This window comes from Klebsiella sp. CD33 (assembly GCF_051992865.1).
In the GTDB taxonomy this organism is placed as follows: domain Bacteria; phylum Pseudomonadota; class Gammaproteobacteria; order Enterobacterales; family Enterobacteriaceae; genus Klebsiella; species Klebsiella pneumoniae.
In genome coordinates, this window is sequence record NZ_CP197023.1 from 4,327,662 (window position 1) to 4,341,709 (window position 14,048).

Annotated in this window: 10 protein-coding genes; 8 read left to right on the plus strand and 2 right to left on the minus strand. The window is 60.8% G+C overall.

The window, feature by feature from the left end; all coding sequences use genetic code 11:
• Positions 1-74: 74 nt before the first annotated feature.
• From sgrR to thiQ, 4 genes are all read left to right on the plus strand, one after another.
• Positions 75-1,730, plus strand: coding sequence for an HTH-type transcriptional regulator SgrR (gene sgrR / locus ACR809_RS21245; RefSeq protein ID WP_004145968.1), 1,656 nt, complete (start codon positions 75-77; stop codon positions 1,728-1,730).
• 289 nt (positions 1,731-2,019) lie between these two features.
• Positions 2,020-3,003 (plus strand): thiamine ABC transporter substrate binding subunit, encoded by a 984-nt coding sequence (gene thiB / locus ACR809_RS21250; protein ID WP_004147041.1) that lies wholly within the window; start codon positions 2,020-2,022, stop codon positions 3,001-3,003.
• A complete protein-coding gene (gene thiP / locus ACR809_RS21255; RefSeq protein WP_004147039.1) occupies positions 2,979-4,589 on the plus strand; it encodes a thiamine/thiamine pyrophosphate ABC transporter permease ThiP in 1,611 nt (536 codons plus the stop codon). The genes thiB and thiP overlap by 25 nt, the downstream gene beginning before the upstream one ends.
• On the plus strand, positions 4,573-5,274 hold the full coding sequence (gene thiQ, locus ACR809_RS21260) for a thiamine ABC transporter ATP-binding protein ThiQ (RefSeq protein ID WP_004145970.1): 702 nt from the start codon (positions 4,573-4,575) through the stop codon (positions 5,272-5,274). The genes thiP and thiQ overlap by 17 nt, the downstream gene beginning before the upstream one ends.
• Here thiQ and ACR809_RS21265 read toward each other — a convergent pair.
• Both ACR809_RS21265 and araC read right to left on the minus strand, forming a co-directional pair.
• Positions 5,261-6,028: a DedA family protein gene (locus ACR809_RS21265; RefSeq protein ID WP_002888373.1), complete on the minus strand. Its 768-nt coding sequence runs from the start codon at positions 6,026-6,028 to the stop codon at positions 5,261-5,263. The two genes, thiQ and ACR809_RS21265, sit on opposite strands and share 14 nt — an antisense overlap.
• 128 nt (positions 6,029-6,156) lie before the next feature.
• Positions 6,157-7,002 carry an arabinose operon transcriptional regulator AraC gene (gene araC / locus ACR809_RS21270; protein ID WP_004145972.1) on the minus strand — a complete coding sequence of 282 codons (846 nt, stop codon included), beginning with the start codon at positions 7,000-7,002 and terminating at the stop codon, positions 6,157-6,159.
• Between the two features lie 337 nt (positions 7,003-7,339).
• On the opposite strand from araC, the gene araB reads away from it, so the two are divergent.
• The 4 genes from araB (at position 7,340) to polB (ending at position 13,928) form a co-directional block, all read left to right on the plus strand.
• Positions 7,340-9,049, plus strand: a complete 1,710-nt coding sequence (gene araB / locus ACR809_RS21275; protein WP_012737392.1) for a ribulokinase — start codon at positions 7,340-7,342, stop codon at positions 9,047-9,049.
• Between the two features lie 10 nt (positions 9,050-9,059).
• Positions 9,060-10,562: an L-arabinose isomerase gene (gene araA, locus ACR809_RS21280; protein ID WP_004177424.1), complete on the plus strand. Its 1,503-nt coding sequence runs from the start codon at positions 9,060-9,062 to the stop codon at positions 10,560-10,562.
• A 137-nt stretch (positions 10,563-10,699) separates the two neighbouring features.
• Positions 10,700-11,395, plus strand: a complete 696-nt coding sequence (gene araD / locus ACR809_RS21285) for an L-ribulose-5-phosphate 4-epimerase (protein ID WP_016531719.1) — start codon at positions 10,700-10,702, stop codon at positions 11,393-11,395.
• Positions 11,396-11,570: 175 nt separating this feature from the next.
• Positions 11,571-13,928, plus strand: a complete 2,358-nt coding sequence (polB, locus tag ACR809_RS21290) for a DNA polymerase II (RefSeq protein ID WP_122051555.1) — start codon at positions 11,571-11,573, stop codon at positions 13,926-13,928.
• The last annotated feature ends 120 nt before the right edge of the window (positions 13,929-14,048 follow it).

Here is a 14,048-nt window from a genome sequence, read left to right on the forward strand (position 1 = left end):
CTTCATCGGGATTCATTATTGGCTTAATATAGGAAGTAATAAATTGCTGAGTTTTGCGCAGGAGTTCCCCTTTTATGTCTTCCGGCCGTCTGCAACAACAGTTCATTCGCCTATGGCAGTGCTGCGACGGCAAGTCGCAGGAGACCACCCTTAACGAGCTGGCGGAAATGCTGAGCTGCTCGCGCCGCCATATGCGCACCCTGCTCAATATGATGGAGTCCCGCGGCTGGCTGACCTGGGAAGCGGAGGCAGGCCGCGGCAAGCGTTCGCGGCTAACCTTTCTCTATACCGGCCTCGCCCTGCAGCAGCAACGTGCCGAAGATCTCCTTGAGCAGGATCGCATCGATCAGCTGGTGCAGTTGGTCGGCGATAAGGCTGCCGTCCGCCAGATGCTGGTCTCGCATCTCGGCCGCAGCTTCCGCCAGGGGCGGCACATCCTGCGCGTGCTCTACTATCGTCCGATGAAGAATTTGCTGCCAGGTAGCGCGCTGCGGCGTTCGGAAACGCATATTGCCCGGCAAATATTCAGCGCCCTGACGCGGGTAAATGAGGAAAATGGGGAACTGGAAGCCGATATTGCCCACCACTGGCAGCAGCTGACCCCCACCCACTGGCGCTTTTTCCTCCGTCCCGGCATCCATTTTCACCATGGCCGTGAGCTGGAGATGGCGGATGTGATCGCCTCTCTGCAGCGCAGCAATGCCCTGCCGCTCTATTCACATATCGAACGCATCGAATCGCCCACCGCCTGGACCCTGGATATTCATCTGCGCCAGCCCGACCGCTGGCTGCCCTGGCTGCTGGGGCAGGTGCCGGCGATGGTGCTGCCGCAGGAGTGGCAGACCATGAACCACTTTTCCTCCATGCCGGTCGGCACCGGCCCCTATGCCGTGGTGCGTAACAACCAGAATCAGCTCAAGATCCATGCCTTTGAGGACTATTTTGGCTACCGGGCGCTGATCGATGAGGTGAACGTCTGGGTGCTGCCGGAGATTAGCGAAGAGCCCAACGGCGGCCTGACGCTGCAGGGCAATACCGAAAGCGAAAAAGCGGTAGAGAGTCGCCTGGAAGAGGGCTGCTATTACCTGCTGTTCGACTCGCGAAGCCCGCTGGGGGCCAACGACGCGGTGCGCCGCTGGCTAAGCTATCTGTTTCAGCCCGCCAACCTGCTCTACCATGCGGGCGAACACTACCAGGGCAACTGGTTTCCCGCCTACGGCCTGCTGCCGCGCTGGCATCACGCCAGCAACCACGCCTGCGAGAAGCCGGCGGGGCTGGAGACAGTCACCCTTACCTACTACCGCGATCACGTCGAACATCGGGTGATCGGCGGGATCATGCGCGACCTGCTGGCGGCGCATCAGGTAAAGCTGGAGATCCAGGAGCTGGAGTACGATGCCTGGCATCGCGGCGAGGTGGTCAGCGATATCTGGCTCAACAGCGTGAACTTCACCTTACCGATCGAATTTTCGCTCTTCGCCTATCTGTACGAAGTCCCGCTGATTCAGCGCTGCATTCCCATTGACTGGCAGGCAGACGCCTGCCGCTGGCGAGCAGGAGAGTTTAATCCGGCCACCTGGAGCCAGCGGCTGCTGGCCGGGCAACATATCGTGCCGCTGATCCACCACTGGCTGATGATTCAGGGTCAGCGCAGTATGCGCGGCGTGAGGATGAATACCCTCGGCTGGTTCGATTTTAAATCCGCATGGTTTGCGCCGCCGGAGCCGTAAGCGCTTTCCGTCATCTGACAAAATCATTACACTAAGGCCGTTCTCAACGGGGTGCTAATAAACATACGCAATATCATTCAAGTTGCATCAAGGCAGCAAGCGGGTGAATCCCCTGGAGCATAGATAACTATGTGACTGGGGTGAACGCGCGAAGCTAACGCAGATGCGGCTTGAAGGATGAAGCGTATGGGCTGAGAAAATACCCGTCGAACCTGATCCGGATAACGCCGGCGAAGGGATTTGAGGCTCACTCAAAATCCTTTGCCACCCCTTTTTTCTGAGGTGCAAAGTGTTGAAAAAATTACTCCCGCTGCTGGCGCTGGTCGCCATGCCCGCTTTGGCTAAGCCTGTTCTTACCGTCTATACCTATGACTCCTTCTCTGCCGACTGGGGCCCCGGCCCGGCGGTCAAAAAAGCCTTTGAAGCGGAGTGCGGCTGCGAGCTGAAGTTCGTCGCGCTGGAAGATGGCGTTTCGCTACTGAATCGCCTGCGCATGGAAGGCAAAAACAGCAAGGCCGACGTCGTGCTTGGCCTTGATAACAACCTGCTGGAAGCCGCGGCGCAGAGTAAACTGTTTGCCAAAAGCAACGTACCCGCCAGCGCGGTCAGCGTGCCGGGCGGCTGGGATAATGACACCTTTGTTCCCTACGACTACGGCTATTTCGCCTTCGTCTATGACAAAAACAAACTGGCTAATCCACCGAAGAGCCTGAAAGAGCTGGTCGAGGGGCCGCAAAAATGGCGGGTCATCTATGAAGATCCGCGTACCAGCACCCCGGGACTGGGCCTGCTGCTGTGGATGCAAAAGGTCTATGGCGATCAAGCGCCCGAGGCCTGGCAGAAGCTGGCCGCGAAAACCGTTACCGTCACCAAAGGCTGGAGCGAAGCCTATGGCCTGTTCCTGAAAGGGGAAAGCGACCTGGTGTTGAGCTATACCACCTCGCCGGCCTACCACATGATTGAAGAGAAGAAAGACAACTATGCGGCGGCGAACTTCGCCGAGGGCCACTATCTGCAGGTCGAAGTTGCCGCGCGTACCGCCGCCAGCAAGCAGCCGGAACTGGCGGAAAAATTCCTCAAATTTATGGTATCTCCTGGCTTCCAGAACGCCATCCCTACCGGCAACTGGATGTATCCGGTGACCCAGGTCACCCTGCCGGCCGGGTTTGATACCCTGGTGAAGCCGCAGACCACCCTGTCCTTTACCCCACAGCAGGTCGCCAGCGAGCGTCAAACCTGGATTAGCGCATGGCAACGCGCCGTCAGCCGCTAAACCTTCGCGGGCTGATGCCGGGCCTGTTCGCCGCTACGCTGCTGTGCGCTGTCGCGCTGGCGGCGTTTCTGGCGCTGTGGTTTAGCGCCCCCGGCGCGGGCTGGCAATCGGTCTTCAGCGATAGCTACCTGTGGCATGTGGTCCGCTTCTCCTTCTGGCAGGCGTCGCTGTCAGCGCTGATCTCGGTGGGACCAGCCATCTTTCTCGCCCGCGCGCTTTATCGGCGTCGCTTCCCGGGCCGTACGCTGCTGCTGCGCCTGTGCGCGATGACCCTGATCCTGCCGGTGCTGGTGGCGGTGTTCGGTATCCTCAGCGTCTATGGCCGCCAGGGCTGGCTGGCCTCACTATTTCACGCGCTCGGCTGGCAATGGGAGTTCTCGCCCTACGGTCTGCAGGGCATCCTGCTGGCGCACGTCTTTTTCAATATGCCGATGGCGACCCGCCTGCTGCTGCAGGCGCTGGAGAACATTCCCGGCGAGCAGCGGCAAATTGCCGCCCAGCTTGGCATGCGCGGCTATGCCTTCTTCCGCCTCGTCGAATGGCCGTGGCTGCGCCGGCACATTCCCGCCGTCGCCGCGCTGATTTTTATGCTCTGCTTCGCCAGCTTCGCCACCGTGCTCTCGCTGGGCGGCGGCCCGAAAGCCACCACGATCGAGTTGGCTATCTACCAGGCGCTGAGCTTTGACTACGATCCGGCGCGAGCGGCAATGCTGGCGCTGATCCAGATGCTCTGCTGCCTTGGGCTGGTGCTGCTTAGCCAGCGTCTGAGTAAAGCCGTCGCCATCGGCGTCAGCCATGTGCGCGGCTGGCGCGACCCTGACGATCGCCTGCATAGCCGCCTGAGCGACGGGTTGCTGATCGGCGCCGCCCTGCTGCTGCTGCTCCCGCCGCTGCTGGCGGTCATCGTCGACGGGATCAACCGTAATATGCTGGACGTGCTGGCGCAGCCAGCGCTCTGGCAGGCATTGAGCACCTCTCTACGCATCGCCATCGCCGCCGGGCTATTGAGCGTGACCCTGACGATGATGCTGTTATGGAGCAGCCGGGAGCTGCGCGCTCGCCAGCGGCCGTTGGCCGGGCAGGCAATGGAGCTGAGCGGCATGCTGATCCTTGCGATGCCGGGAATTGTGCTGGCGACCGGCTTCTTCCTGCTGCTCAATAACACTATCGGCCTGCCGGAGTCCGCCGACGGCATCGTCATCTTCACTAATGCCCTGATGGCGATCCCCTATGCGCTGAAAGTACTGGAAAACCCGATGCGCGACATTGCCGCCCGCTACAGCATGCTGTGCCAGTCGCTGGGTATTGAAGGCTTTGCCCGGCTGCGGGTGGTCGAGCTTCGCGCTCTCCGGCGCCCGCTGGCCCAGGCGCTCGCCTTCGCCTGCGTACTGTCGATTGGCGATTTCGGCGTGGTGGCACTGTTCGGCAACGAGGCGTTCCGCACCCTGCCTTTCTATCTGTACCAGCAGATAGGCGCCTACCGCAGCCAGGACGGGGCCGTCACCGCCCTGCTCCTGCTGCTGCTCTGTTTCTTGTTGTTTACGCTGATTGAAAAACTTCCGGGGCGTGATGCTAAAACTCAATGATGTGACCTGGCTATACCAGCATCTGCCGATGCGCTTCACCCTCGACGTCGCGCGCGGGGAGCGCATCGCGGTGCTCGGTCCCAGCGGCGCCGGAAAGAGCACCCTGCTGAATCTGATCGCCGGGTTTCTGCCACCCGCCAGCGGCAGCCTGCTGATTAACGGCGAGGCGCATAACGCGACGCCGCCGGCGCAGCGTCCGGTCTCGATGTTGTTTCAGGAGAATAACCTGTTTAACCATCTGACCATTCGACAAAATATCAGCCTCGGGATCCACCCAGGCCTTAAACTGAGCCGCGAGCAGCAGGCGCAGGTCACGGCGATAGCTGGACAGATGGGAATTGATGCGCTGCTGGAACGTCTGCCCGGCGAGCTCTCCGGCGGTCAGCGGCAGCGCGCGGCGCTGGCCCGCTGTCTGGTGCGCCAGCAGCCGGTGCTGCTGCTGGATGAACCCTTCTCGGCGCTCGATCCGGCACTGCGCCAGGAGATGCTGTCCCTGGTCGCCGATGTCTGCGAGCAGCAGCAGCTCACCCTGCTGATGGTCTCCCACAGCGTAGAGGACGCCGCGCGCATCGCGCCGCGCTCGATGGTGGTCGCCGAAGGGCGCATTGTCTGGGATGGCGCCACCGCCGAGCTGTTAAGCGGCCACAGCAGCGCCTCGCATTTGATGGGGATCAGCGCGCGATGACTTTGTGCAGGATCGCCAGATAGACCGGCATCAGCGGATGGCGGAAGACAAATGTTAACGCTGTAGCCGCCAGCGCGACCATCAGCGGCGACAGCCACAGCAGTCGGCCGCGCGGCAGCCAGCGGGTCAGCCGATCGCCTGAGGTTTTCGCGCTCCGCCACAGCCGCCAGCACAGCCATCCCGCCAGCCAGGCCAGCAGCGCCGCCCCCAATAGCAGCCATTTAAAGCTGGCGCTGTTTTCATCAGCCGGAATATCAATCGCCGCCCCGGCGAGGATGCCCGGAAGGAAATAGAGCGGCGGCCAGAGCAGGCAGCCGATAATATTCGGTAGCACGAACTTGGCCACCGGCAGGTCGAGCATCCCGGCGACCATTGGCACCAGCGGACGCGTCGGTCCGACAAAGCGGCCAATCAGAATGGTGATCATGCTGTGCTGATGCAGCGCATGCTCGGTTTTCTCCAGCAGGGCGCGGTTTTTCTTCATAAACGACCAGCGGTGCAACGGCTTCTTAAAGCGCCAGCCGAGCCAGAATGAGATCCAGTCGCCCAGCAGGCAGCCGACAATCCCCGCCAGCCACGCCTGCCAGAAGTTAACTTCGCCGCCGCCGATGAGCGCCCCAAGGCCAGCCATCATCACCGTGCCGGGTAAGATAAGCCCCACCAGCGCCAGCGACTCGAGAAAGGCCACCAGCATCACGGCTAACAATGAGTAGACCGTGGATTGGGTAATAAAGTGTTCGAGCAATGCTTGCATAATATACCCGGTTAAAAAACGAAGCCCGGATTCTCCGAAGCCATCGCGCCGTCGTCAAGCCATCAATTGTCTTAATAGTTTACTGGCTGTGACATTTAAGCGGGTCATCATTTCACTTTCTTTACTTTTTATTCACAACCCGCGCGGAATTCGCTCGGGCTGGCCCCGGTGCATTTTTTAAACACGCGGGAAAAATAGAGCTGATCTTCGAAGCCGACGTTGCGCCCAACGGTGGCGATCGGCATCCGCGTGGTGCTGAGCAACAGTTTGGCCTGGCTGATGCGCTGATCCTCCCGCCAGCCGAGGACGCTGACCCCCAGCTGCTGGCGGAACAGGTGCGACAGCCGCGAGGGCGACAGGCAAACGTGTTGGGCGACGCTGGCGATATCAAAATGGCTGTCCGCCAGATGGTCGCTGATGTACTGGCAGGCGTCGCGCACCCGGTTGTCCAGCGGCGGATGCAGCGATTCGTTGATCGCCTCCATGCGCCGCAGCAGCAGCTGTTCCAGCAGGTTTATCGCCAACAGTTCGGAATAGCGCCCAGCCCCCTGCCCGGCATCAACGATCTGGCCGAACAGCTCGCCAAAGCGCGCCTGCCACTGTTCATCCGGACGAAAAAAGCCGGTCTGGGCAAAAATCGTTGGCCAGTTGAGCCACTCGTGCCAGTAGGCGCGCGGGCGGAAGTAGACCCACTGGTGATACCACTCGCTGGCGTCGGGATGGCGGCCATAGTGATGAATTTCCCCGGGCGGGAACAGCAGCATATCGCCCGGCCGGCAGACAAACTGTTCGCCGTGGTTGTTGATCACCCCCTCGCCGCGGATCGTCAGATTGAGAATATAGCCTTTCATACCCAGCGGGCGGTCGATAAAGAAATCCAGGTATCCCTGCGCCTCAATCGGCGTCAGGCCGGTAACCAGATGAGCGTTAAAAGAGTAGCCCGGCAGCAGCGGATCATTTTGCGTTTCGGCCATACGCGTGGTTCTCCCCGAAGGTATCAGTGGCACCAATTGTCCATATTCATCATTTTATCGCTCTCGGCCCTGTCGCGACTGCGACGGCGGTGGGAATTTGGCGAAAAACCCGCACAGCAAGCGAAAAAAGCGCCAGTAGCGTGCATTCCACCGTGATATGCCGGGTAACAAAAGTGTCTATAAATACGGCAGAAAAGTCCACATCGAATATTTGCACGGCGTCACACTTTGCAAGGTAACAGCAAAATAATCCATAAGATTAGCGAATCCGGCCTGACGGATTTTGCCGGGGATATCTACTGTTGCTGCATGAATGATTTCTGCATGGAGTAACAAGATGGCAATTGCGATTGGCCTCGACTTTGGTAGTGACTCAGTCCGCGCTCTGGCGGTGGAATGCGCGTCCGGCGCAGAGCTGGCGACCAGCGTGGAGTGGTATCCGCGCTGGCGGGAAGGACAGTATTGCGATGGCGCTAACAACCGCTTCCGCCATCACCCGCGAGATTACATCGAGTCCATGGAAGCGGCGCTGAAAAGCGTGCTCGCTTCGCTGAGCGCCGAACAGCGCGCCGACGTCGTGGGCATTGGCGTCGACAGCACCGGCTCAACTCCGGCTCCCGTCGATGCCGAGGGCAACGTGCTGGCGCTGCGCGAAGAATTCGCTGACAACCCTAACGCCATGTTTGTCCTGTGGAAGGATCACACCGCGGTCGAGGAAGCCGAGGCGATCACCCGCCTGTGCCACCAGCCGGGCAAAGAGGATTACTCGCGCTATATCGGCGGGATCTACTCCAGCGAATGGTTCTGGGCCAAAATCCTCCACGTCACCCGCGAAGATAGCGCTGTCGCCCAGGCAGCCGCCTCGTGGGTAGAGCTTTGCGACTGGGTGCCCGCCCTGCTCTCCGGTACTACGCGTCCGCAGGATCTGCGCCGCGGCCGCTGCAGCGCCGGACATAAATCGCTGTGGCATGAGAGCTGGGGCGGTCTGCCGCCGGCCAGCTTCTTCGATGAGCTTGATCCCATCATCAACCAGCATCTGGCCTGGCCGCTGTTCACCGATACCTGGACGGCCGATGTGCCGGTCGGCACGCTGAGCGCAGAGTGGGCCCAGCGCCTGGGTCTGCCGCAGAGTGTGGCCATCTCCGGCGGCGCCTTTGACTGCCACATGGGCGCCGTTGGCGCCGGCGCGCAGCCTAACGCGCTGGTGAAAGTCATCGGCACCTCCACCTGCGACATTCTGATCGCCGATAAAGAAAGCGTCGGCGAGCGCACGGTCAAAGGCATCTGCGGCCAGGTCGACGGCAGCGTGGTTCCACACTTTATCGGCATGGAGGCAGGCCAGTCCGCCTTCGGCGATATTTACGCCTGGTTTGGCCGCATTCTCGGCTGGCCGCTGGAGCAGCTGGCTCAGCAGCAGCCGGCGTTGCGCGAGCAAATCAAAGCCAGTCAAAAACAGTTACTGCCGGCGCTCACCGAAGCCTGGGCCAACAATCCATCGCTGGAGCATCTGCCGGTGGTGCTCGACTGGTTCAACGGCCGCCGCACGCCGAATGCCAACCAGCGCCTGAAAGGGGTGATCACCGACCTTAACCTGGCCACCGACGCGCCGGCGCTGTTCGGCGGTCTGATCGCCGCCACCGCCTTCGGCGCTCGCGCCATTATGGAGTGCTTCACCGAGCAGGGGATCCCGGTTAACAACGTCATGGCGCTTGGCGGTATCGCGCGGAAAAACCAGGTCATCATGCAGGCCTGCTGCGACGTGCTGAACCGTCCGCTGCAGATTGTCGCCTCCGATCAGTGCTGCGCGCTGGGGGCGGCTATCTTCGCCGCCGTCGCCGCCGGCGTCTATGAGGATATTCCAGCCGCCCAACAGCGGATGGCAAGCCAGGTGGAAACTACCCTGCAGCCGCGTCCGGCGCAGGCACAGCGTTTCGAACAACTCTATCAGCGCTACCAGCAATGGTCGGTCAGCGCGGAACAACACTATCTCCCTTCGGCTGCAAAGGCGGAAAAAGCCCCGCAATCTCAGGCAGCGCTCACCCATTAAGGATACGAAAATGACGATTTTTGATAACTATGAAGTATGGTTCGTTATTGGCAGCCAACATCTGTACGGCCCGGAAGCCCTGCGCCAGGTGACGAAGCATGCCGAACATGTGGTGAACAGCCTGAATGCGGAAGCCAAACTGCCGTGCAAACTGGTCCTTAAGCCGCTGGGCACCACCCCGGACGAGATCACCCATATCTGCCGCGACGCCAACTACGATGACAAATGCGCCGGGTTAGTGGTCTGGCTGCATACCTTCTCGCCGGCAAAAATGTGGATCAACGGCCTGACCATCCTCAATAAGCCGCTGCTGCAGTTCCATACTCAGTACAACGCCGCGCTGCCGTGGGACAGCATTGATATGGACTTTATGAACCTGAACCAGACCGCGCACGGCGGCCGCGAGTTCGGCTTCATCGGCGCCCGCATGCGCCAACAGCACAGCGTGGTCACCGGCCACTGGCAGGATAAAGAGGCCCACCAGCGTATCGGCGGCTGGATGCGTCAGGCGGTCTCCAAACAGGATACCCGTCATCTGAAAGTGTGCCGTTTCGGCGATAACATGCGCGAAGTGGCGGTGACCGACGGCGATAAAGTCGCCGCGCAGATTAAGTTTGGCTTCTCGGTGAACACCTGGGCGGTCGGCGATCTGGTGCAGGTGGTGAACAGCATCAGCGACGGCGATATCAGCGCCCTGGTCGATGAATATGAGAGCAGCTACCGTCTGACCCCGGCGGCGCAGGTTCACGGCGAGAAGCGCCAGAACGTGCTGGACGCCGCGCGCATTGAGCTGGGGATGAAACGCTTCCTCGAACAGGGCGGTTTCCACGCCTTTACCACCACCTTTGAAGATCTCCACGGCCTGAAACAGCTCCCGGGTCTCGCCGTACAGCGCCTGATGCAGCAGGGCTACGGCTTTGCCGGCGAGGGCGACTGGAAAACCGCCGCTCTGCTTCGCATCATGAAGGTGATGTCAACTGGTCTGCAGGGCGGCACCTCCTTTATGGAGGATTACACCTACCACTTCGACAATGGTAACGATCTGGTGCTCGGCTCGCACATGCTGGAAGTGTGCCCGACGATCGCCACCGCCGAGAAACCGATCCTCGACGTTCAGCCGCTGGGCATCGGCGGCAAAGCGGATCCAGCGCGCCTGATCTTCAATACTCAAACCGGCCCGGCGATCGTCGCCAGCCTGATCGACCTGGGAGACCGCTTCCGTCTGCTGGTCAATACCATCGAAACCGTCCCAACGCCGCACGATCTGCCGAAGCTGCCGGTGGCCAACGCCCTGTGGAAAGCGCAGCCGGATCTGCGTACCGCGTCGGAAGCCTGGATCATCGCCGGCGGCGCGCACCATACCGTCTTCAGCCATGCGCTGAACCTCGACGATATGCGCCAGTTCGCCGAGCTGCATGATATCGAGCTGACCGTCATCGACAACGATACCCGTCTGCCGTCCTTCAAGGACGCGCTGCGCTGGAATGAAGTGTATTACGGTTCAAAACGCTAAGAGGCCGTCCCCTCACCCTTCCCCTCTCCCCGTTGGGGAGAGGGGACCGACCGGGCGCCATGCCGCCTTTCTCCCTCTCCCGCCGGGAGAGGGTCGGGGTGAGGGATACCCGACTCGCCTGCTATTCGGAGCACACTATGTTAGAAGATCTTAAACGCCAGGTGCTGGAAGCTAACCTGGCTCTGCCAAAGCATAATCTGGTGACCTTAACCTGGGGCAACGTCAGCGCCGTCGACCGCGAGAAAGGGGTGTTCGTGATCAAACCCTCCGGCGTGGATTACCGCGTGATGACCGCCGACGATATGGTGGTGGTCAGTCTGGAGAGCGGCGAAGTGGTAGAGGGTAATAAAAAGCCCTCGTCGGATACCCCGACCCATCGCCTGCTGTATCAGGCTTTCCCGACGCTGGGCGGCATTGTGCATACCCATTCGCGCCACGCCACCATCTGGGCGCAGGCCGGGCAATCTATTCCCGCGACCGGCACTACCCATGCCGACTACTTTTATGGCCCGGTGCCCTGCACCCGGTTAATGACTGATGCGGAGATCAACGGCGACTATGAGTGGGAAACCGGCAACGTGATTGTCGAAACCTTCCGCCAGCAGCGAATCGACCCGGCGCAGATGCCCGGCGTGCTGGTCCATTCCCACGGCCCGTTCGCCTGGGGCAAGAACGCCGAAGACGCGGTGCATAACGCCATCGTGCTGGAAGAGATCGCCTATATGGGGATTTTCTGCCGCCAGCTGGCGCCGCAGCTGCCGGCTATGCAGCAGACCCTGCTGGATAAGCACTATCTGCGTAAGCATGGGGCCAAAGCCTACTACGGCCAATAATCACCCTGCTCGCGCTGCGCTTAGCAGGGCCAAGGCTCTGCGCCATCTGGTAACCGGGATAAGGCGCAAGCCGCAATCCGGGGCAACATTAGCGCCGAACACCTGTATAAAACCCCAGCGCCCCTCATGAAACCAGGCTATAATCAGGCCTGGTTTTTTATCGGCGAGAATACCCGTGACCCAGCCACGAGCAGGATTTTTACTCACCCGTCACTGGCGGGACACTCCGCAGGGCACCGAGCTCTCCTTCTGGCTGGCCACCGACGACGGTCCGCTGCAGGTAACCCTCCCGCCGCAGGAGTCCGTCGCCTTTATTCCCGAAGCGCAGCGGGCGCAGGCTGAACGGCTGCTGCAGGGGGAGAAAGGGCTCCGCTTCGCCCCGCTGGCCCTGAAAGATTTCCACCGTCAGCCAATTGTTGGCCTCTACTGCCGCGCCCATCGCCAGTTGATGCGTCTGGAGAAGATGCTCCGCGACAGCGGCGTCACCGTTTACGAAGGCGATATCCGCCCGCCGGAGCGCTATCTGATGGAGCGCTTTATCACCGCCCCGGTGTGGGTGGAAGGCGAAACGCGCGGCTCGCAGCTGGTCAACGCGCGCATGAAGCCGAACCCTGACTATCGTCCGCCGCTGAAATGGGTGTCGCTGGATATCGAAACCAGCCGCCACGGCGAGCTGTACTGCATCGGTCTGGAAGGCTGCGGCCAGCGGGTGGTCTACATGCTGGGCCCCGAACCGGAAACGCCGCCAGACGTCGACTTCGAGCTGGTCTTCATCGCCAGCCGTCCCCTGCTGCTGGAAAAGCTTAACGCCTGGTTTGCCGAACACGACCCCGACGTGCTGATCGGCTGGAACGTAGTGCAGTTCGATCTGCGCGTTCTGCAAAAGCACGCCGAACGCTATCGTATCCCGCTGCGGCTCGGCCGCGGCAACAGCGAGCTGGAGTGGCGTGAGCACGGCTTTAAGAACGGCGTCTTTTTCGCCCAGGCCAACGGGCGGCTGATTATCGACGGCATCGACGCGCTAAAATCGGCGTTCTGGAATTTCTCCTCCTTTTCGCTGGAGGCGGTGGCCCGCGAGCTGCTGGGAGAAGGCAAAGCCATCGACAACCCATGGGATCGGATGGATGAGATCGATCGCCGCTTTCATGAAGACAAACCGGCGCTGGCCATCTATAACCTGCAGGATTGCGAGCTGGTGACGCGGATCTTCCACAAAACGGAGATCATGCCGTTTTTGCTCGAACGGGCGACGGTCAACGGTCTGCCCGCCGACCGCCACGGCGGCTCGGTCGCCGCCTTCAGCCATCTCTATTTCCCGCGCATGCACCGCCTGGGCTACGTGGCGCCGAATCTCGGCGACGTACCGCCGCAGGCGAGCCCCGGCGGCTACGTGATGGACTCCCGCCCCGGCCTGTATGACTCGGTGCTGGTGCTGGACTATAAAAGCCTGTATCCGTCGATTATTCGTACCTTTTTAATCGATCCGGTCGGCCTGGTTGAAGGGCTGGCGCAACCCGATGACCAGCACAGTATCGAGGGCTTCCTCGGCGCCCGCTTCTCGCGAGATAAGCACTGCCTGCCGGGGATTGTCAGCCAGATCTGGCACGGCCGGGATGAAGCCAAACGCCAGCACAATAAGCCGCTCTCCCAGGCGCTGAAGATCATTATGAACGCCTTTTACGGCGTGCTGGGGACCAGCGCCTGCCGCTTCTTCGACCCGCGTCTCGCCTCGTCGATCACCATGCGCGGCCATGCGATCATGCGCCAGACCAAAGCGTTAATTGAAGCCAAAGGCTATGACGTTATCTACGGCGATACCGACTCCACCTTCGTCTGGCTGAAGCGCCCGCATAGCGAAGCCCAGGCGGCGGAGATCGGCCGCGAGCTGGTCAGCGATGTCAACGCCTGGTGGGCGCAGGAGCTTAGCAAAAGCCAGCTTACCAGCGCCCTGGAGCTGGAGTATGAAACCCACTTCTGCCGCTTTTTAATGCCGACGATCCGCGGCGCCGATACCGGCAGCAAGAAGCGCTATGCCGGGATGATTCAGGAGGGCGATGCCCAGCGCATGGTGTTTAAGGGGCTGGAGACGGTACGCACCGACTGGACGCCGCTGGCCCAGCAGTTTCAACAGGAGTTATACCTGCGCATCTTCCGCAACCAGCCGTATCAGGATTATGTGCGGGAGACTATCGCCAGGCTGATGAACGGCGAGCTCGACGAACAGTTGGTTTATCGCAAACGCCTGCGCCGGCCGCTGGCGGAGTATCAGCGCAACGTACCGCCGCACGTGCGCGCCGCCCGGCTTGCCGATGAACACAACCTGAAGCTTGGGCGGGCGCAGCAGTATCAGCAGCGCGGCACCATCAAATACGTCTGGACCACCAGCGGCACGGAGCCGGTGGATTACCAGCAGTCGCCGCTCGATTACGATCACTATTTAACAAAGCAGTTGCAGCCGGTGGCGGAAGGGATCCTGCCCTTCGTCAACGATGACTTTGCTACAATAGTGACAGGACAGTTGGGGCTATTTTGATTTTTTGTCACCCATTCCACGGGCACGAAAGCCTAAAAATGAAGCGTGAGGAGAACGTGACGAACGTTCTGCCATCCAGTAATATAGCGCCCTTTCCATTCCTGGCCCCAATTTTGACGC

Excerpts from the sequence above, each read along its gene's own strand:
- araA (WP_004177424.1), top strand. The coding sequence starts at position 9,060 with ATGACGATTTTTGATAACTATGAAGTATGGTTCGTTATTGGCAGCCAA.
- sgrR (WP_004145968.1), top strand. The coding sequence starts at position 75 with ATGTCTTCCGGCCGTCTGCAACAACAGTTCATTCGCCTATGGCAGTGC.
- thiP (WP_004147039.1), top strand. The coding sequence starts at position 2,979 with ATGGCAACGCGCCGTCAGCCGCTAAACCTTCGCGGGCTGATGCCGGGC.
- ACR809_RS21265 (WP_002888373.1), bottom strand. The coding sequence starts at position 6,028 with ATGCAAGCATTGCTCGAACACTTTATTACCCAATCCACGGTCTACTCA.
- thiQ (WP_004145970.1), top strand. The coding sequence starts at position 4,573 with ATGCTAAAACTCAATGATGTGACCTGGCTATACCAGCATCTGCCGATG.
- araC (WP_004145972.1), bottom strand. The coding sequence starts at position 7,002 with ATGGCCGAAACGCAAAATGATCCGCTGCTGCCGGGCTACTCTTTTAAC.
- araD (WP_016531719.1), top strand. The coding sequence starts at position 10,700 with ATGTTAGAAGATCTTAAACGCCAGGTGCTGGAAGCTAACCTGGCTCTG.
- araB (WP_012737392.1), top strand. The coding sequence starts at position 7,340 with ATGGCAATTGCGATTGGCCTCGACTTTGGTAGTGACTCAGTCCGCGCT.